The organism is Bradyrhizobium glycinis, from assembly GCF_016031655.1.
Classification (GTDB): Bacteria; Pseudomonadota; Alphaproteobacteria; order Rhizobiales; family Xanthobacteraceae; genus Bradyrhizobium; species Bradyrhizobium glycinis.
In genome coordinates, this window is record NZ_JACCHQ010000001.1 from 670,393 (window position 1) to 688,767 (window position 18,375).

An 18,375-nucleotide genomic window follows, 5' to 3' on the forward strand; every position below is an offset into this window, starting at 1 on the left:
TTAATTCCGCAGAGCGGAACACAAACGGTAGGGATCATGGGACGACGTTCGGAGCGGTTGAGTAGGCAAGGTGCGCTCGCTGGCGAAGCTGGTGAGGGTGATGTGATCCAGGTGGTGTCGCGCGCGTTCGACGTGCTGCGATGCTTCGAGGGCCACGAGGCGCGACTCGGCAATCTCGAGATTTCAAATCGCTGCGGTTTGCCGCGCTCGACGGTATCGCGGCTCACACATACGCTGACCCGCATGGGCCAGCTCGTGTATCTTCCGCGCGATCAAAAGTATCGCATTGGCCCGAGCGCGGTGGCGATGAGCGCTTCGATGATGAAGGGCGCGCAGCTGCGCAGCATGATTCGCCAGCGGCTGCAGGAAGTCGCCGAACAGCTGCCGGGCACGGTCGGCTTCGTCGTCCCCGACCGCTTCCATCTCGTCTACCTCCAGTTCGCGCGTTCGCCGACCGCGCTCGGCTTGCACGAGGGCACCGGCAGCCGCATCTCGATGGCCTCGACCGCGGCAGGCGCGGCCTACACCGCGGCGCTTGCGCCCGAGATCGGCGATGCCTTCATCGCAGACATGGAGCGCGAGGTGCCCGAGGCTGCGAAGATTCTCAAGCCCCGCATCGAAGCCAACCGGCAGATGCTGCGCGAGCGCGGCTATGTCGTTGCCTGCGGCCTCTGGAGCCCGCACATCAACGGCCTCGCGGTGCCGATCTGGTCGCCGCAGTACCAGACCTTCGTCGTCATCACGATCGGCCTTCTGTCGGCGATGTATGACGAGCAGCGTCTGCACGACGAGGTCGCACCGCTGATGCTCCAGCTTGGCCGCTCGCTCGGCAGCCTGATGGAAGGCGCGGAAGGCGACGCCTTCAACAACCGTATCTCGCGTAAGCCGGTCGCCATGGCCGTGCACAACAATAACAAGCCGATCCATTCGGAGGGAGTGAATGAACTGGAAGCCGGAACTCGACGAGCTCGCCCGGCGCGAAGCCTTCGCGCGGGAGATGGGCGGCGTTGACAAGGTCAAGCGACAGCATGACCAGGGCCGGCTGACTGTTCGGGAGCGCATCGATAAGCTGATCGACAAAGGCAGCTTTCACGAGATCGGTGCCGTCTCCGGCATCGGCGAGTACGATTCCAGCGGCGATCTGAAGAAGCTCACGCCGGCCAATTGCGTGTTCGGCCGCGCGCGCGTCGACGGCCGCACCGTGGTCGTGGTCGGTGACGATTTCACCGTGCGCGGCGGCTCGGCGGATGCGTCGATCTCGGCCAAGCCGCTGATGGCGGAGGAGATGGCGCATGATTTCCGTCTGCCGATCGTCCGCATCATCGAAGGCTCCGGCGGCGGCGGTTCGGTCAAGACCATCGAGACCAAGGGCGCGGCCAATCTGCCCGGCGGCATCGGCGGCACGCGCTGGTATCGCTTCACGACGGAGAACCTGTCGCGCGTGCCGGTGGTCGCGCTCGGTCTCGGCTCGGTGGCGGGCCTCGGCGCCGCGCGTCTTGCCGCCAGCCACTATTCGATCATGACGCGGAAGTCCGCGATGTTCGTCGCGGGTCCGCCGGTGGTGAAGGCGCTGGGGCAGGATCTCACCAAGGAGGAGCTTGGCGGCGCCGAGATCCAGACCCGCGCCGGCGCGGTGGATCATGCCGTCGATACCGAGGAGGAGGCCTTCGCCTGCGCGCGGCGCTTCCTTTCCTACCTGCCGTCGTCGGTCTACGAGCTGCCGCCGACCTTGCCCTGCACGGACAGCCCCGAGCGCAGCGACGAAGCGCTGATGAACGCAGTGCCGCGCAACCGCAAGCAGGTCTACAAGATGCGGCCCATCATCGAGTCCGTCGTCGACAAGGGCTCGTTCTTCGAGGTCGCCAAGAACTTCGGCAAGCCGATCATTGTCGGCCTCGCGCGGCTCGAGGGCAGGGCGGTGCTGCTGCTCGCCAGCGACAGCTTCCACTATGGCGGATCCTGGACCGCGGATGCCTGCCAGAAGGTGGTGCGCTGGGTCGACTTCGCCGAGACCTTCCACCTGCCGGTCGTCTATCTCATGGACTGCCCCGGCTTCATGATCGGCCTCGATGCGGAGAAGGCGGCCACCATCCGCCACGGCGTGCGTGCCATGGCGGCGGTTAACCAGACCACCGTGCCCTGGTGCACCGTGATCCTGCGCAACGCTTTCGGTGTCGCCGGTGTCGTGCATCAGCCGGCCGATCGCTTCTCGATCCGCTATGCCTGGCCGTCGGCTTATTGGGGCTCGCTGCCGCTCGAAGGCGGCATCGAAGCCGCCTACCGCGCCGACATCGACGCGGCGGAAGACAAGGCGGCGAAGCTGAAGGAGATCGAGGAGCGGCTCAACAAGCTCCGCTCGCCGTTCCGCTCGGCCGAAAAGTTCTGGGTCGAGGAGATCATCGATCCCAGAAAGACGCGATCGCTTCTGTGCGAGTTCGCCCGGCTGGCGGAGCCGCTGCGCAAAGCGGGGCCGCCGGAGAACTTTTCGATCAGGCCGTAGCATCCTTGTGCCAAGCCATGACGCTCGTGCCCCGGACGCAGCGCAACGCTGCCGGAGATGCGAAGCATCGTCCGGCGGCGGTGCGCTGCAGAGCCGGGGCCCATGCAACAGCGTGCTCGCAGCCTCCTGGGTCCCGGCTCAGCGTCGCAACGCCGGCGCGTCCGGGACACGAGAGAAGGTGGCTTCACGAGCATTCGTGCGCTGCGAGTTAATCATCTCAGGCGCTACGTGCAGGATATGAGACCTTGCAGTCGTGGCGCGCGATCGCAGCCATTTTCAGCCGCTCTTTAGGCCAATTTCAGCCAAACTGTTATTGGTTTCTCGTTGCCCGGGGCAGGGTCTCTCATTTGGAGTCCTGCAATGTTCAAGCGAGTATTTTCTGCGTGCCTCTTAGTTGCCTTGGGTTCTGTCGCTTCGGAAGCGCGCCCTTATCGCGTTCATCAAGCTCCTGAATGCAACGTCACCATGCCCTGCGACTTCTCGTATTCGCAGACGGGACGCGAGCGCGCTTCCAGGCCCTCAGTGGCTTCCAGATCTTCGCTGATTTCCAGGCCCACATTGCAAGCGTATCGCTCGACACAACTTACAGTGACTGATACTGCGAGCGCGACCACGCCATCGACCGTCTCCGGTGCCCACGGCGCTCGCATTGTCGGTGGCCGTCCGGCTGGTTGCCCTTCTTCGTTCTGCGGCTGCGGCGCGGCTCTGCGCGTGTTCGGCCGTATCGTGCCGGAATTAAATCTTGCGTCCAACTGGCTCCGCTTTCCGCGGACGTCACCCGCACCGGGAATGGTTGCTGCGCGGCGAGGACACGTTTTCGTCCTGGAGCAGCACCTCGGAGGCGACGTCTGGATGGCCTATGACGCCAACTCGGGCGGGCGCGCGACGCGAATCCACGCGCGTTCGCTGCGAGGATATACGATTGTCAACCCGCGCGGCGGCTCGGTGGCTTGAGGACAGCGGACAGCACCCTTAGAACCGCGGACGGGTCGCAACATCTTTGCGACCCGCCAACGCTGAACAAATTGTTGGCGCCGGGCGCCCAGCCATCACAGCCGGATCACCTTGCCGGGATTCATGATGTTGTGCGGATCGAGCGCGCGTTTGATGGTGCGCATGATGTCGAGCTCGGTCTTGGAGCGGTAGTGGCTGAGCTCGTCGAGCTTGTCGATGCCGATGCCGTGCTCCGCCGAGATCGAGCCGCCCATCGAGGTGACGAGATCGTTCACGGCGCGCGTGATGGCGGCCGCGTATTGGCTCAGCGTTTGCTGGTCCATGCCCTTCGGCCCCATGAACGAAAAGTGCAGATTGCCGTCGCCGATATGCCCGAGTGGATAGGGCCGGATGGTCGGGAGAATGTCGAGCACGGCCTTGAGGCCCTTGTCGATGAACTCCGGGATTCTGGAGATCGCCACCGACACGTCGAAGCTGATTCCCGGTCCCTCGGCGCGGGAAGCCTCCGCCATGGCTTCGCGGATGCGCCACATGTTGCGCGATTGACCGAATGTGTGCGCGATCACCGCATCCAGCACGCGGCCGGCTTCGAGCTGATCGGCGAGAAACTGCTCCATCTTGCCGGACATGCCCTCGGTCCCGTCCCGGTGCGGGCGCGCCGACGACCATTCCAGCAGCAGATACCAGGGCGTGTCCGCCTTCAGCGGATCCTGCGTGCCGGGAATGTGACGCAGGGAAAGGTCGATGGCCGCCCGGCTCAGCAGCTCGCAGGAGCCGACATTGTCCTCGGATGCCGCGTGCGCCTCGGACAGGATTTCCAGCGCCGCGCGGGGATCGCGGACCGCCAGCCACGCCGTGCAGACGTCCTTGGGCGCCGGCCACAGCTTGAGCACGGCCTTGGTGATGATGCCGAGCGTCCCCTCGGCGCCCATGAACAGGTGCTTGAGGTCGTAGCCGGTGTTGTCCTTCTTGAGCGCGCGCAATCCGTCCCAGACCTCGCCATTCGGCAGCACGACTTCGAGTCCCAGCACGAGATTGCGGGCATTGCCGTAGCGCAGCACCTGCACGCCCCCGGCGTTGGTGGAGAGATTGCCGCCGATCATGCAGGAGCCTTGGGCACCGAGGCTGAGCGGCAGGAAGCGGTCGTGCGCGCTTGCGGTCTCCTGAAGCGTCTGCAACACGCATCCGGCTTCGACCGTCATCGAATAGCCGACGGGATCGACATCCAGCACGCGGTTCATGCGGCCGAGCGACAGCACGATGCCGGTGTGGGCAGGCCAGGGCGTCGCCCCGCCCATTAGGCCGGTGTTGCCGCCCTGCGGCACGATTGCGACGCCATGCTCATGGCAGAGCCGGACCACTTTCGAGACCTCCTCGGTGCTGCCAGGGCGAACGACGGCCCCGGCGCTGCCGACCAACAATCCCCGCCAATCCGTCACGAACGGCTGCTTGCCGTGCTCGTCCTCGATCAGGCCTTTCTCGCCGACGATCGCGCGCAATGCATCGCGCATCTCGGCGGTCAGGGGAGCGGTCGGAATTGCGGGTGGGGACGCTGGGAGGGCAGCCGGCATTTGTTTCCTCTGGCGCATCTTGGTGTGCACTGCGCACGGTGACGTGCGGAGGGCATTGTCCACGTTTGGCGCGAGGAGTCTAATGGGAATGTGGCCGAGCGCGTGTTGCGGATCGGTGACGCCGCGGTGTTCGGCGTCACCACCACGATCAGGTACTAAACCGGCTTCAGGCCGCCGCCGGCTGCAGTTTCGGCTGCCGCGACAGCGCCAGCACGATCAGGGCCGCGAACACGCAGAGCGCGCCGGCGATGAAGAAGGCGGGCAGGTAGCTCTGGTAGACCGTCCGCGACAACCCGGCGCCGAACGCCGCGGTGCCGGCGCCGAGCTGATGGCCGGCGAAGATCCAGCCGAATACCAGGTTGGCGCGCTCGGGACCGAACTTTTGCGCGGTGAGCCGCACTGTCGGCGGCACTGTCGCGATCCAGTCGAGGCCATAGAACATCGCGAAGACCGAGAGGCCGTAGAACGAGAAATCGCTGAACGGCAGGAAGATCAGCGAGAGCCCGCGCAAACCGTAGTACCAGAACAGGAGCCAGCGATTGTCGTAGCGGTCCGACAGCCAGCCCGACATGATCGTGCCGAAGAAGTCGAAGATGCCCATTGCCGCCAGCAGGCTCGCCGCCTGCACCTGAGGGATGCCGAAATCGAGGCACATCGGGATCAGGTGAACCTGCACGAGGCCGTTGGTGGAGGCGCCGCAGACGAAGAAGGTCGCGAACAAAATCCAGAATGCCATCGATGTCGAGGCGTGGCGCAGCGTGCCGAGCGCAACGCCCGTGATCGAGCCGTGGCTCACCGGCGGCGCGGGCAGGGGCTCGGTGCCCTCGTCACCGAATGGCCGCAGGCCCACGTCGCTCGGCCGGTCGCGCATCGCGAGCAGCACCGCCAGCGCTGAGACGCCGAGCATGACGCAGACGAAGCCGAGTGCGAGCCGCCAGCCATAGCGTTCGGTAAGGCTCGCCAGCAGCGGCAGGAACACGAGTTGGCCTGTGGCGACGCTCGCGGTCATGATGCCGACGACGAGGCCGCGTCTTGCCGCGAACCAGCGCGTGGCGATCGTCGCGCCGAGCACCAAGGCAGTCATGCCGGTGCCGATCCCGATCACCACGCCCCACAGGGCAATGAGCTGCCAGACTTCCGTCATGGCGAGCGAAAGCACGAGCGCCGAGACCACGATCAGCTGGGCGGCCAGCGTGACGTTGCGCAGGCCATAACGGTTGAGCAGGGCGGCCGCGAACGGCGCCATCAGTCCGAACAGGATGAAGCGGATCGACAGCGCGGAGGAGATCTCCGCCGTGCTCCAGCCGAACTCCTTCTGCAGGGGAACGATGAACACGCCGGGCGCGCCGACCGTGCCGGCGCTGATCAGCGCGGCAAGGAAGGTCACGCCGACCATCACCCAGCCGTAATGGATGTTGCGGCGATTGAGGGTTGCCGCGAGCCAGTTCGAGATCATCGAATTTCCTTGGAGACCGAAAGGAGGGGAATTACTTAGAGCGTGTTTGCTGCCAACACTGTGTCAGTAGCGGGCTCGCCACGCCTGCCAAACTGGCACAAAGAGGGGAAGTCTGAAATGTCGAACTTCCCTCAATTTCAGACATTGACGATCAGCGCGCCGGCCGCTCGACGGCGATTGCGGTGGCTTCGCCGCCGCCGATGCACAGCGCCGCGACACCGCGCTTGAGGTTCTGCGCCTCCAGCGCATGCAGCAGCGTCACGATCAACCGCGCGCCGGTCGCGCCGATCGGATGGCCGAGCGCGCAGGCGCTGCCATTGACGTTGAGCTTGTCGCGGGGAATGCCGAGATCGCGCTGCGCTGCCATCGCCACCACCGCGAAAGCCTCGTTGATCTCGAACAGGTCGACGTCGCCCGCGCTCCAGCCGACCTTGTCCAGCAGCTTGCGGATCGCCGGGATCGGCGCCGTGGTGAACCATTGCGGCTCCTGGCTGTGGGTGGCGTGGCCCTTAATCTGGGCGAGGATAGGCAGGCCGTCCCGGTCAGCAAGCGAGCGCTTCGTCAGAACCAGCGCGGCGGCGCCGTCGGCATTGGCGGAGGAGGCGGCCGGCGTGATGGTGCCGTTGGCGCGGAACGCCGGCTTCAATCCGGGGATCTTGGCGGGATCGACCTTGAGCGGATGCTCGTCATTGGCGACCACGCGCGGTCCCGCCTTCTCCGTCAGCGTGATCGGCGCGATCTCGGCCTTGAAGGCGCCGCCCTCGACCGCCTTGCGGGCACGGCTGAGCGACTCCATCGCATAGTCGTCCTGGTCCTTGCGGGTGAATTGATAGGCTTCCGCGGTGGCCTCGCCGAAATCGCCCATGGAACGGCCGGTCTCGTAGGCGTCTTCCAGACCGTCCATCATCATGTGGTCGATGATGCGGTCGTGGCCGACGCGATAGCCGCCGCGCGCCTTGGCCAGCAGGTAGGGCGCGTTGCTCATGCTCTCCATGCCGCCGGAGACGACGATGTCGGCCGAGCCGGCGCGGATGATGTCGTGCGCCAGCATGGTCGCTTTCATGCCGGAACCGCAGACCTTGTTGACCGTGGTCGCGCCGGTGGCGTCGGGGAGCCCGGCGCTCCGCGCCGCCTGCCGCGCCGGCGCCTGGCCTTGGCCGGCCGGCAGCACGCAGCCCATGAAGACCTCGTCCACCTTCTCGGGCGCCAGCTTGGCGCGCTCCAGCGCCGCCCCGATCACGTGCGAGCCGAGCTTGTGGGCGGGGAGCGGCGACAATTCGCCCATGAAGCGGCCGAGCGGGGTGCGGGCGGCAGAGACGATGACGACGGGATCGGCGGCTTCGGCCATGATGAGAACTCCCTGGCGATGACGTGTAAGATTATGATCATCATATGATGCGACGCAAAAAATGCAACCGCGACAGGGATGAGAAAATGTCGTGGGTCGGATGAGAATTGTTGGGGCGGTGACTTGCTCGTGCGTGTCCCGGACCCGGCGCAACGTGCAACGTTCCGACGCAGAGCCGGGACCCAGATTCGCGCCGGCCTTGTTGGTGCATGGGCCCCGGCTCAGTAGCGCAACGCAAAGGTGCGCTGCGCTGCGTCCGGGGCACCGAAAACCTGGGTCCTACCGCTTCCGGTTCACGAACGCGCCCATCAGCCGCGTCGGCTCGTCGGTCAGGAACGACTCGCCGAAGACTTTCACGCTCAAATTCACCGACTCGGTCAGAGGCAGCTCTTCCCATCGTCGCAGCAACGCCTTCTGCGAACGCAGCGCCTCGGGGCCGCATTCGAGCAAGGCCTTCACCAGGTGCTCAATCTCCGCATCCAGCCCGCCCTCCGGCGCGACCTTGTCGACCAGCCCCCAGGCGAGCGCAGTGGCTGCATCGATGTTCTCCGCCGTCATCACCAGCCAGCGCGCGCGGGCCCAGCCGATCAGGCGCGGCAACAGCGCGGCATGGATCACCGAGGGGATGCCGACACGCACCTCCGGCATGCCGAAATGGGCATCGTGGGCGGCGATGCGGAAGTCGCAGGCCGCGGCCACTTCGAGCCCGCCGCCGAGGCACCAGCCCGGCATGCGTGCGATGACCGGGGCAGGGAACTGGCGCACCGCCTCGCAGAGATCGCGCAGGCGGCTGATGAAGGCCTCCGCGGACGTCTGGTCGAGCCCGGCCATCTCCTTGATGTCGGCCCCGCCGATCAGGCTCTTCTCGCTATGTCCGCGCAGCACCACGACGCGGATGCTGCGGTCGGATGCGAGCTGCTGCAGGCCTTCGCGCACGCCATCGGTGACCGGCGAGCCGAGAATGTTGAGCGGGCCGGCGTTGCAGATGGCGACATGAACGACGCCGCGCGCATCGCGCGTCACGCCGCAATGATTGTTGAGCATTTCCATCGTTAAGTCTCGAAGCTTTCGTGGACATGCGCGGGGCGCGCCGGTCGGGATCACTTCCGGGCCGAAACGTACTTCTTGTCAAGCGGCAGGAAAGGCGGCTTGCCAGCGTGAAGTCCGTGGCATAGTATGACAATCATCATTTAAAGAGCCCGCCATGACCGGTGACGATCAACCCGACCTGTTTTCCCCCGCGCAGCGGCGCCAGCGCGTGGTGGACTGGCAGGCGCCCGCGCCGGTCGCGCGGGCGGCCATGGGGCTGTCCGGCATGGATGCCATGCTCGGCATCCGCGACGGCCGGCTGCCGCCGCCGCCCTTTGCCAAGCTGATCGGCTTCACCATGGCCGTGGTCGAGCCGGGCCGGATCGTCATGGAACTGGAGCCGCGCGAGGATCTCGAAAACACCATCGGTCTTCTCCACGGCGCGACCGCAGCGGCGCTGCTCGATACGGCCATGGGATGTGCCATCTCGACCCGGCTCGAGGCCGGACAAAGTTCGGTGACCCTCGATCTGAAGCTGACCTATTTGCGCCCGCTGTCAGTTCGCTCGGGGCTGATCTCGGCCGAGGGCAAGATCATCAAGCTCGGGCGGCAGACCAGCTATACCGAGGGTTTCGTCCGCGACGGCAAGGGTGCGCTCGCCGTCCACGCGACGGCAACCTTTTCCATGATCGCAATGTCTTAACGTGAATTAATGCACGTACTGGTCCGTTTCTGTGCTATGAGATGATCTCCGACATCCAATGAGCTCTGCATGCGCTATTCCCGGGAACACAAGCAGGAAACCCACGATCGCATCGTGAAGAAGGCCTCGGTGCGGCTGCGGGAGAAGGGCGCCCACGGCATCGGCGTCGCCGACCTCATGAAGGAGGCGGGCCTGACCCACGGCGGCTTTTACGCGCATTTCGATTCCCGCGAGGCGCTGGTGATCGAGGCTTTTGCCTACGCCATGGACCGTTCGATGGAACACTGGCGCAAGCTCACCGGTGAGGCCGCTCCCGAAAAACGGCTGGCGCTGATCGCGGAAAGCTATCTGTCCACGCTGCACCGCGACAACCCCGGGCACGGCTGCTCGATTCCCGCGCTGGGAGCCGAGATCGCTCGCGAGAGCCCGAAGACACGCAAGGCCTTCGCCGGCAAGCTCGACGAGATGATCGAGACCCTGACCGACACCATCCCGAACATGCCGCGCAAGGCGGCACGCAAGCAGGCGATCGCGACGCTGGCGACGATGGCCGGCACCATGCTGCTGGCGCGCATCGCCGGCTCGAGCGAATTGTCCGACGAGATGCTGAAGGTGGGCCGGGACCACGCGCTCGAGGGAGCGAAGCGTGAGCCGAAGGTTGCTGCTGCGAAGAAGGCGAAACAGAACTAGGTGAGATGCCGTAGGGTGGGTTAGCCATGCGATTGCGCGAAGCGCATTCGCTTGGCGTAACCCACCACTGTGTTCGTCCGCGGAGGCGGAAGAGGTGGGTTACGCCTTCGGCTAACCCACCCTACCAGATCGTCGTTCATCGTCCTGCAAACAACGTCCGCTCGCGCTCGACAATCTCCGAGATGTAATCCGCCACGGCCCTGATCCGCGCCAGGTCCTTGCTGTCGGCGTGCATCAGCATCCAGAACGTTCGCGTGATCGAAATCTCCTCCGGCAGCACGGCCACGAGCTGCGGATAATCGCTCGCCATGAAATGCGGCAGCACCGCGATGCCGAAGCCGGAGAGCGTGGCGTTGAGCTGGGCGATCAGATTGGCGCTGCGAAAGCGCGCCGATATCCGTGGCGACACCTGCGGCAGATAGTCGAGCTCCGGCGTGAACAAGAGCTCCTCGATGTAGCCGACGAAGCGGTGCTGCATCAGGTCCTGACGCGAGGCGATTTTCGGGAAGCGGTCGAGATAGGCGGGGGCCGCGTAGAGTCCAAGGCGGTAGTCGAGCAGCTTGCGGCCGACGATGCGACCTTCCTTCGGCATGGTCAGGCTGATGGCGATATCGGCCTCGCGCTTGGAGAGGCTGAACAGCCGCGCGGTCGCCACAAGCTGCAGGTCGAGATCGGGATAACGGTCCGCGAACGGTGCCAGCCGCGGCGCCAGGAAGGCGGTGCCGAAGCCATCAGGCGCGCCGATCCGCACCGTCCCGGTCAGGCGCGCCACGGAGCCGCCGACCTGCTCCTGATTGGCGACGATGGTCGATTCCATGGCTTCGGCGCTGTCAGCGACGCGCTGGCCCGCCTCGGTGAGGAGGTAGCCGGTCTTGCGCCGGTCAAACAGCTTGGCCGAGAGGTGCTTCTCCAGCCGGTCGACGCGGCGGATGACGGTCGCATGGTCGACGCCCAGCTGTTTTGCCGCAGCCGACACCGAGCCGCCCCGCACGATGGCCAGCACGAAGCGAAAGTCGTCCCAATCGATAGCGCCTTGATCCAGCATTTTCGCACATCTATGGTGCATTATCTCAGACTTGAATCCTATAAAATGCAGGTCAATAGGATTTGTCAAAGCGACCACGCTCGGCCTGAAGGAGACCATTCCATGCGTTCAATCGGACATTTCATCGGTGGCAAGGAGGTCAAGGGCACCTCTGGCCGCACCGCCGACGTTTTCGAGCCGATGACCGGTGACGTCCAGGCCAAGGTAGCGCTGGCGTCGAAGGCCGAGGTCCGCGCCGCCGTCGAGAACGCGCGCGCCGCACAGCCCGAATGGGCCGCGACCAACCCGCAGCGCCGCGCCCGCGTCATGATGAAATTCCTGGAGCTGATCCAGCGCGACTACGACAAGCTCGCCGAGTTGCTCGCGCGCGAGCACGGCAAGACCGTGCCCGACGCCAAGGGCGACATCCAGCGCGGCCTCGAGGTGGTCGAGTTCGCCTGCGGCATCCCGCACCTGATGAAGGGCGAGTACACCGAAGGCGCTGGCCCCGGCATCGACATCTATTCCATGCGCCAGCCGCTCGGCGTCGTCGCCGGCATCACGCCGTTCAACTTCCCGGCGATGATCCCGATGTGGAAGTTCGCCCCCGCGATCGCCTGCGGCAACGCCTTCATCCTTAAGCCGTCGGAGCGCGATCCCGGCGTGCCGATGAAGCTCGCCGAGCTGATGATCGAGGCGGGCCTGCCGGCCGGCATCCTCAACGTCGTCAACGGCGACAAGGAAGCGGTCGACGCCATCCTCGACGATCCCGATATCAAGGCCGTCGGCTTCGTTGGGTCGACGCCGATCGCGCAGTACATCTATGAGCGCGCAGCCCAGACCGGCAAGCGCTGCCAGTGCTTCGGCGGCGCCAAGAACCACGCCATCGTCATGCCGGATGCGGACATGGACCAGGCCGTCGACGCGCTGATCGGCGCCGGCTACGGCTCCGCCGGCGAGCGCTGCATGGCCGTCTCCGTCGCCGTCCCCGTCGGCAAGTCCACCGCCGACCGCCTGATGGAAAAGCTGATCCCGCGCGTCGAATCCTTGAAGATCGGCACCTCGATCGATCCGTCGGCCGATTACGGTCCGCTGGTGACTCGCGAGGCGGTCGAGAAGGTCAAGAACTACATCGATATCGGCATCAAGGAAGGCGCGACGCTGGCGGTCGACGGCCGCGGCTTCAAGATGCAGGGCTACGAGAACGGCTTCTATCTCGGCGGTTCGCTGTTCGACAACGTCACCAAGGACATGCGGATCTACAAGGAAGAGATCTTTGGCCCGGTGCTCTCGGTCGTGCGCGCGCATGACTACAAGGAAGCGCTGGCGCTGCCGTCCGAGCACGACTACGGCAACGGCGTTGCCATCTTCACCCGCGACGGCGACGCCGCGCGCGACTTCGCGGCCAGGGTCAACGTCGGCATGGTCGGCATCAACGTGCCGATCCCGGTGCCGATCGCCTATTACACCTTCGGCGGCTGGAAGAAGTCGGGCTTCGGCGATCTCAACCAGCACGGCCCGGACTCGGTCCGCTTCTACACCAAGACCAAGACGGTGACCTCGCGCTGGCCGTCAGGTGTCAAGGAAGGTGCGGAGTTCTCGATCCCGCTGATGAAGTAATCCTCCTAAGGAGCGAGGCCGGCATGCAATTCGCTCTGAACGAGGATCAGGTCGTCCTACGCGACATGGCGCTGGCGTTTGCGGCGGAGAAGATCGCGCCGCACGCGCTGCGCTGGGACGAGGAGAAGCACTTCCCTGTCGACGTGATGCGCGAGGCGGCCAAGCTCGGCATGGGCGGCATCTACATCCGCGACGATGTCGGGGGATCCGCGATGACGCGGTTCGACGCCGCCTTGATCTTCGAGGCGCTGGCGACGGGCTGCCCGACCACCTCGGCCTTCATCTCCATCCACAATATGGCGAGCTGGATGATCGATGCCTTCGGCAGCGACACCCAGCGCCACCAATGGCTGCCGAAGCTCTGCACCATGGAGCTGATCGCAAGCTACTGCCTGACCGAGCCGGGCGCCGGCTCGGACGCGGCTGCGCTCCGCACCCGCGCGGTGCGCGACGGCGATCATTACGTCCTCAACGGCCAGAAACAGTTCATCTCCGGCGCCGGGGGCACCGACGTTCTGGTCGCGATGGTCCGTACCGGCGGCGACGGGCCGGGCGGCATCTCGACCCTTGTCATCGACGGCAAGACGCCGGGCGTTTCGTTCGGCGCCAATGAGCGCAAGATGGGGTGGAACGCGCAGCCCACCCGCGCCGTGATGTTCGAGGACGCCCACGTGCCTGTGGCCAACCGCCTGAGCGAGGAGGGCACAGGCTTCAAGATCGCGATGGCGGGCCTCGACGGCGGCCGTCTCAACATCACGGCGTGCTCGCTCGGCGGCGCGCAAGCAGCGCTCGACAAGGCGCGCGCCTACATGAAGGAGCGCAAGGCGTTCGGGAAGCGACTGGACGAATTCCAGGCGCTGCAATTCCGTCTCGCCGACATGGCGATCGAGCTGGAGGCTGCGCGTACTTTCCTGTGGCGCGCCGCCGCGGCGCTCGACCGCAAGGACCCCGACGCCACCATGCTGTGCGCGATGGCCAAGCGCTTCGGCACCGATGTCGGCTTCGAGGTCGCCAATCATGCGCTGCAGCTTCACGGCGGCTACGGTTACCTCAGCGAATATGGCATCGAGAAGATCGTGCGCGACTTGCGCGTGCACCAGATCCTCGAAGGCACCAACGAAATCATGCGGCTCATCGTGGCGCGCAAATTGATCGAGGGCGCGCGATGAGCGGAGCGGAAGAGGGCGATCTGGTCGCGCGCGTCGAAGGCGGGGCCGGCATCATCAGGCTCAATCGTCCCAAGGCGATCAATGCCGTCACGCTGGAGATGTTTCGCGACATCGACAAGGCGCTCGATCGCTTCGAAGCTGATCCTGCAATTGCCGTGATCCTGCTCGAAGGCGCCGGCGAGCGCGGCCTCTGCGCCGGCGGCGACATCCGCACGCTCTGGGAAAGCTCGAAGGCTGGCGGCGATCTCGGCAAGATCCTGTGGCGCGAGGAATACATCCTCAATGCTCGGATCAAGAAGTTTCCAAAACCCTATGTCGCCTTCATGGACGGCATCGTGATGGGCGGCGGTGTCGGTTTGTCCGCCCACGCCAGCCACCGCGTCGTCACGGATCGCACAAAGCTCGCGATGCCGGAAGTTGGTCTCGGCTTCTTCCCCGATGTCGGCGGCACCTATCTGCTGTCGCATGCGCCGGGCGAGATCGGCACCTATTTCGGGCTGACCGGCCAGACCATGAACGGGCCGGACGCGATCCATGCGAAGTTTGCCGATTGGGTCGTGACGGCGGCGAGATCGCCCGACCTGCGCGAGGCGCTGACGAAGCTGCGCTCGGGTGCGACCGCGGCCGATGTGAGCAAGCTCATCACCGGCTTCGCCACCGGCGAGACCGCCGGGCCGGTCGCCGCCAAGGAGCCGATCATCGATGCCTTGTTCGGCTTCGACCGCATGGAGGACATTGTCGCTGCGCTGAAGCGCGATGGTTCCGAGTTCGCGCTGGCCACGCTGAAGACGCTGAACGAAAAATCGCCGCGCGGCATGGTGGTGACGCTCAAGCTGCTGCGGCTTGCGCGCGGATCGAGCCTGGAAGAGTGCCTGGTGCGCGAATACCGCGCCGCGCTGGAAGTGTTTCGGAGCGATGATTTCCGCGAGGGCGTGCGCGCCGCCGTGATCGACAAGGACCGCAATCCGACCTGGTCGCCGCCACGCATCGAGGATGTGACGCCGGAGATGCTTGCGCCTTATTTCGCCGAGATCGGCGCGGACGAGCTGAGGTTCAATTAACAACGCAACAGCGGAGGAAACGACAATGGCCACGATCGCATTCATCGGTCTCGGCAACATGGGCGGCCCGATGGCGGCCAACCTCGTCAAGGCCGGCCACAAGGTGGTGGCGTTCGATCTCGTCGAAGCCTCGCGCAATCAGGCCAAGGCCGATGGCGCCAGCATTGCCGACAGCGCGCCCGCCGCGGTGAAGGGCGCCGATGTCGTCGTCACCATGCTACCCGCAGGCAAGCACGTGCTCGGCGTCTGGAACGAGGTCGTACCTGCCATGGCCAAGGGTGCGCTGATCATCGACAGCTCCACCATCGACGTCGAAAGCGCGCGGGCCGCGCATGCGCTCGCCGCCAAGCACGGCGTGCTCTCGGTCGATGCGCCGGTCTCCGGCGGCACGGGCGGTGCCAAGGGTGCGACGCTCACCTTCATGTGCGGCGGCGAGGACAAGGCATTTGCCGCGGCAAAGCCCGTGCTCGAGAACATGGGCAAGAAGATCGTGCATTGCGGCGGCGCCGGTGCCGGCCAGGCCGCAAAAATCTGCAACAACATGATCCTCGGCATTTCCATGATCGCGGTCAGCGAGGCGTTTGCGTTGGCTGAGAAGCTCGGGCTTTCGCATCAGGCGCTGTTCGACGTCGCCTCGACCTCGTCCGGCCAGTGCTGGTCGCTGACGACCTATTGCCCGGTGCCGGGCCCGGTGCCGACCTCGCCGGCCAACAACGATTACAAGCCGGGCTTTGCCTCGGCGCTGATGGTGAAGGACCTCACCCTGGCGCAGGACGCGGCCAAGGCTGCGGGCGCGGCCACGCCGCTCGGCAAGCATGCGCAGGAGATCTATCAGTCTTTCGACGCAGCCGGCCATGGCGGGGTGGATTTTTCCGGAATTATCAAGCACGTTAGGAGTTTAGCCGGGAAAGCTTGATGACCACATTCCAGGAAGCACGCGCGTTCCTTCTGCAAAACCGTACGGATTACGAGGCCGCGGTCAAAGGTTTCCGCTGGCCCGATCCTGTCCCCTTCAACTGGGCGCTCGACTGGTTCGATGCCGAGCTGGCGACCAATGCGGAAAGTAGGGACCGCCCCGCGCTCTGGATCGTCGATGCCGCGCAGGACAAACAGACAAAACTGTCGTTCGCGGCGCTGTCGCGCCGCTCCAACCAGGTGGCCAACTTCCTCCGCGCCCAGGGCTTGAGGCGCGGCGATCATCTCCTGCTGCTGCTCGGCAATGTGGTTCCGCTGTGGGAGACGATGCTTGCCGCGATGAAGCTCGGCGTGGTCGTCATTCCCGCCACGACGCTGCTTACCGCGGACGAGCTGCGCGACCGGCTCGATCGCGGCAAGGCAGCTGCGGTGGTCGCCGCCCAGGACCAGGTGGCAAAATTCGCGAGCTTGGGCGCCGAGAACGTCGCCCGCATCGTCGTCGGCGCGGCCTCGGAGGGCTGGCTTGCCTATGACGAAGCGGCAAAGGCTTCCGAAAGTTTTGCGCCGGATGGTCCGACCAATGCCGACGACCCGATGCTGCTGTATTTCACCTCGGGCACGACAGCAAAACCAAAACTGGTGCGGCACAGCCAACGCAGCTATCCCGTCGGCCATCTCTCGACCATGTACTGGATCGGCCTGAAGCCCGGCGACGTCCATCTCAACATCTCCTCGCCCGGTTGGGCCAAGCATGCCTGGAGCTGCTACTTCGCGCCGTGGAATGCGGGCGCGACCGTGTTCGTGGTCAACCAGCCGCGCTTCGACGCCAAGGCGCTGCTCGCCACCATCGGCCGCTGCGGCGTCACCACGCTGTGCGCGCCGCCGACGGTGTGGCGGCTGTTCATCCAGGAGAACCTCGCCTCGTTCAAGGTCGCGCTTCGCGAGGTCTGCGGCGCCGGCGAGCCGCTCAATCCTGAAGTGATCGACCAGGTTCAGGCCGCCTGGGGCCTCACCATTCGCGACGGCTACGGCCAGACCGAGACCACGGCGCTCGCCGGCAACTCGCCGGGCCAGCCCATCAAGATCGGCTCGATGGGCCGGCCGCTGCCGGGCTATCGCGTGCAGATCAGCGATGCCGACGGCCACCCCGCAAAGGAGGGCGAGGTGACGCTGGTGCTGGGCGCTGATCGCCCCGCGGGTCTGATGCAGGGCTACCAGGGCGAGGATGGAAAATTGTCCGGCGCCGAAGGCGCGCTCTATCGCAGTGGCGACGTCGTCTTCGCGGATGAGGACGGCTACTTGACCTTCGTCGGCCGATCCGACGATGTCTTCAAATCCTCCGACTATCGCATCAGCCCATTTGAGCTGGAGAGCGTGCTGCTCGAGCACGAGCTCGTCGCCGAAGCTGCGGTGGTGCCTAGCCCCGACCCGATCCGGCTCGCGATTCCCAAGGCCTTCGTGCTGCTGACGTCGGGCGCGGAACGCGCGCCGGAGACCGCGCTGTCCATCTTCAAGCACCTGCACGCGCGTCTGGCGCCGTTCAAGCGCATCCGCCGCCTCGAAATCGTCACCGAGCTGCCGAAGACGATCTCTGGAAAGATCCGCCGCGTCCAGCTACGACGGCTCGAACGCGACGACGATCGGGGCGATCCCTTGCGCGGCCGGGAATTCCGCGAGGAGGATTTTCCGGAGCTGGCGAAGACACGGAGTGAGACCTAAGTGAACGAAGTCTGGAAGAAGCCGCCTGTTGCGCTCGAGGCCTATCAGGCGCTGGTCGGGAAGGAGATCGGCGTGTCGTCATGGCACCTGGTCGATCAGCCGCGCATCGATGCCTATGCCGACGTGATCGATGATCACCAGTTCATCCACGTCGATCCGGAGCGCGCGAAGAAGGAAACCGCCTTCGGCACCACCATCGCGCACGGTTTTCTCACGATGTCGCTGCTGTCGATCATGTCCTACGAGGTGATGCCCGTGATCGCGGGCACCACGATGGGCGTGAACTACGGCTTCGACAGGCTGCGCTTCATCTCGCCGGTGCGCTCAGGCAAGCGCGTGCGCGGCCGCTTCGTGCTCGCGGAAGCCAAGCTCCGCAAGCCGAACGAATTGCAGTCCCGCACCAACGTCACGGTCGAGATCGAAGGCGAGGACAAGCCGGCGCTGGTCGCCGACTGGCTCGGGTTGATCTATTTCGGGTAAGCCGGCGCCGTCGTTGCCGGGCTTGACCCGGCAACCCATCGCTGCTCAAAAAGCTGACCCAAAAGCGCGTTGTAACCCTCTCCCCTTGTGGGAGAGGGTGGCTTCGCGGAGCGAAGCCGGGTGAGGGGTCTCTCTC

General features: G+C 65.4%; 15 protein-coding genes. 10 read left to right on the forward strand and 5 right to left on the reverse strand.

What is annotated here, in order from left to right:
- Nucleotides 1-36: 36 nt before the first annotated feature.
- Both HZZ16_RS03200 and HZZ16_RS03205 read left to right on the forward strand, forming a co-directional pair.
- Nucleotides 37-1,011: an IclR family transcriptional regulator gene (locus HZZ16_RS03200; RefSeq protein ID WP_197947041.1), complete on the forward strand. Its 975-nt coding sequence runs from the start codon at nucleotides 37-39 to the stop codon at nucleotides 1,009-1,011.
- Nucleotides 941-2,500, forward strand: a complete 1,560-nt coding sequence (locus HZZ16_RS03205; RefSeq protein WP_197947042.1) for an acyl-CoA carboxylase subunit beta — start codon at nucleotides 941-943, stop codon at nucleotides 2,498-2,500. The genes HZZ16_RS03200 and HZZ16_RS03205 overlap by 71 nt, the downstream gene beginning before the upstream one ends.
- 1,049 nt (nucleotides 2,501-3,549) lie before the next feature.
- Here the strand turns inward: HZZ16_RS03205 and HZZ16_RS03210 are convergent.
- The 4 genes from HZZ16_RS03210 to HZZ16_RS03225 all read right to left on the reverse strand — a co-directional run bounded on the left by HZZ16_RS03210 (nucleotide 3,550) and on the right by HZZ16_RS03225 (nucleotide 8,879).
- A complete protein-coding gene (locus HZZ16_RS03210) occupies nucleotides 3,550-5,025 on the reverse strand; it encodes an FAD-binding oxidoreductase (RefSeq protein ID WP_197947043.1) in 1,476 nt (491 codons plus the stop codon).
- 166 nt (nucleotides 5,026-5,191) lie between these two features.
- Nucleotides 5,192-6,481, reverse strand: coding sequence for an MFS transporter (locus HZZ16_RS03215; protein WP_197947044.1), 1,290 nt, complete (start codon nucleotides 6,479-6,481; stop codon nucleotides 5,192-5,194).
- Between the two features lie 151 nt (nucleotides 6,482-6,632).
- Complete coding sequence (locus tag HZZ16_RS03220) at nucleotides 6,633-7,829, reverse strand: acetyl-CoA C-acyltransferase (RefSeq protein ID WP_197947045.1); 1,197 nt, start codon at nucleotides 7,827-7,829, stop codon at nucleotides 6,633-6,635.
- Between the two features lie 279 nt (nucleotides 7,830-8,108).
- Entirely contained in the window at nucleotides 8,109-8,879 is a 771-nt protein-coding gene (locus tag HZZ16_RS03225) for an enoyl-CoA hydratase (protein ID WP_197947046.1), read from the reverse strand.
- Between the two features lie 154 nt (nucleotides 8,880-9,033).
- On the opposite strand from HZZ16_RS03225, the gene HZZ16_RS03230 reads away from it, so the two are divergent.
- Together HZZ16_RS03230 and HZZ16_RS03235 are read left to right on the forward strand one after the other, a co-directional pair.
- Complete coding sequence (locus HZZ16_RS03230; protein ID WP_197947047.1) at nucleotides 9,034-9,561, forward strand: PaaI family thioesterase; 528 nt, start codon at nucleotides 9,034-9,036, stop codon at nucleotides 9,559-9,561.
- Between the two features lie 69 nt (nucleotides 9,562-9,630).
- Nucleotides 9,631-10,251 carry a TetR/AcrR family transcriptional regulator gene (locus HZZ16_RS03235; RefSeq protein ID WP_197947048.1) on the forward strand — a complete coding sequence of 207 codons (621 nt, stop codon included), beginning with the start codon at nucleotides 9,631-9,633 and terminating at the stop codon, nucleotides 10,249-10,251.
- 136 nt (nucleotides 10,252-10,387) lie between these two features.
- Here HZZ16_RS03235 and HZZ16_RS03240 read toward each other — a convergent pair whose 3' ends face one another.
- Nucleotides 10,388-11,296: a LysR family transcriptional regulator gene (locus HZZ16_RS03240; protein WP_197947049.1), complete on the reverse strand. Its 909-nt coding sequence runs from the start codon at nucleotides 11,294-11,296 to the stop codon at nucleotides 10,388-10,390.
- 102 nt (nucleotides 11,297-11,398) lie between these two features.
- On the opposite strand from HZZ16_RS03240, the gene HZZ16_RS03245 reads away from it, so the two are divergent.
- The 6 genes from HZZ16_RS03245 to HZZ16_RS03270 are packed head-to-tail and all read left to right on the forward strand — an operon-like array spanning nucleotide 11,399 to nucleotide 18,239.
- Nucleotides 11,399-12,895, forward strand: a complete 1,497-nt coding sequence (locus tag HZZ16_RS03245; RefSeq protein ID WP_197947050.1) for a CoA-acylating methylmalonate-semialdehyde dehydrogenase — start codon at nucleotides 11,399-11,401, stop codon at nucleotides 12,893-12,895.
- Nucleotides 12,896-12,918: 23 nt separating this feature from the next.
- Nucleotides 12,919-14,064, forward strand: a complete 1,146-nt coding sequence (locus tag HZZ16_RS03250; RefSeq protein WP_197947051.1) for an isobutyryl-CoA dehydrogenase — start codon at nucleotides 12,919-12,921, stop codon at nucleotides 14,062-14,064.
- Complete coding sequence (locus HZZ16_RS03255; protein WP_197947052.1) at nucleotides 14,061-15,125, forward strand: enoyl-CoA hydratase/isomerase family protein; 1,065 nt, start codon at nucleotides 14,061-14,063, stop codon at nucleotides 15,123-15,125. The genes HZZ16_RS03250 and HZZ16_RS03255 overlap by 4 nt, the downstream gene beginning before the upstream one ends.
- Complete coding sequence (gene mmsB / locus HZZ16_RS03260; RefSeq protein ID WP_311973703.1) at nucleotides 15,121-16,041, forward strand: 3-hydroxyisobutyrate dehydrogenase; 921 nt, start codon at nucleotides 15,121-15,123, stop codon at nucleotides 16,039-16,041. Before HZZ16_RS03255 ends, mmsB begins: the two co-directional genes overlap by 5 nt.
- Nucleotides 16,041-17,759, forward strand: a complete 1,719-nt coding sequence (locus HZZ16_RS03265; protein WP_197947054.1) for an AMP-binding protein — start codon at nucleotides 16,041-16,043, stop codon at nucleotides 17,757-17,759. The genes mmsB and HZZ16_RS03265 overlap by 1 nt, the downstream gene beginning before the upstream one ends.
- Entirely contained in the window at nucleotides 17,760-18,239 is a 480-nt protein-coding gene (locus HZZ16_RS03270; RefSeq protein ID WP_197947055.1) for a MaoC family dehydratase, read from the forward strand.
- Nucleotides 18,240-18,375 lie beyond the last annotated feature (136 nt).

Excerpts from the sequence above, each read along its gene's own strand:
- HZZ16_RS03240 (WP_197947049.1), bottom strand. The coding sequence starts at position 11,296 with ATGCTGGATCAAGGCGCTATCGATTGGGACGACTTTCGCTTCGTGCTG.
- HZZ16_RS03235 (WP_197947048.1), top strand. The coding sequence starts at position 9,631 with ATGCGCTATTCCCGGGAACACAAGCAGGAAACCCACGATCGCATCGTG.
- HZZ16_RS03210 (WP_197947043.1), bottom strand. The coding sequence starts at position 5,025 with ATGCCGGCTGCCCTCCCAGCGTCCCCACCCGCAATTCCGACCGCTCCC.
- HZZ16_RS03220 (WP_197947045.1), bottom strand. The coding sequence starts at position 7,829 with ATGGCCGAAGCCGCCGATCCCGTCGTCATCGTCTCTGCCGCCCGCACC.
- HZZ16_RS03255 (WP_197947052.1), top strand. The coding sequence starts at position 14,061 with ATGAGCGGAGCGGAAGAGGGCGATCTGGTCGCGCGCGTCGAAGGCGGG.
- HZZ16_RS03265 (WP_197947054.1), top strand. The coding sequence starts at position 16,041 with ATGACCACATTCCAGGAAGCACGCGCGTTCCTTCTGCAAAACCGTACG.
- HZZ16_RS03200 (WP_197947041.1), top strand. The coding sequence starts at position 37 with ATGGGACGACGTTCGGAGCGGTTGAGTAGGCAAGGTGCGCTCGCTGGC.
- HZZ16_RS03230 (WP_197947047.1), top strand. The coding sequence starts at position 9,034 with ATGACCGGTGACGATCAACCCGACCTGTTTTCCCCCGCGCAGCGGCGC.
- HZZ16_RS03245 (WP_197947050.1), top strand. The coding sequence starts at position 11,399 with ATGCGTTCAATCGGACATTTCATCGGTGGCAAGGAGGTCAAGGGCACC.
- HZZ16_RS03250 (WP_197947051.1), top strand. The coding sequence starts at position 12,919 with ATGCAATTCGCTCTGAACGAGGATCAGGTCGTCCTACGCGACATGGCG.
- HZZ16_RS03205 (WP_197947042.1), top strand. The coding sequence starts at position 941 with ATGAACTGGAAGCCGGAACTCGACGAGCTCGCCCGGCGCGAAGCCTTC.
- HZZ16_RS03225 (WP_197947046.1), bottom strand. The coding sequence starts at position 8,879 with ATGGAAATGCTCAACAATCATTGCGGCGTGACGCGCGATGCGCGCGGC.
- HZZ16_RS03215 (WP_197947044.1), bottom strand. The coding sequence starts at position 6,481 with ATGATCTCGAACTGGCTCGCGGCAACCCTCAATCGCCGCAACATCCAT.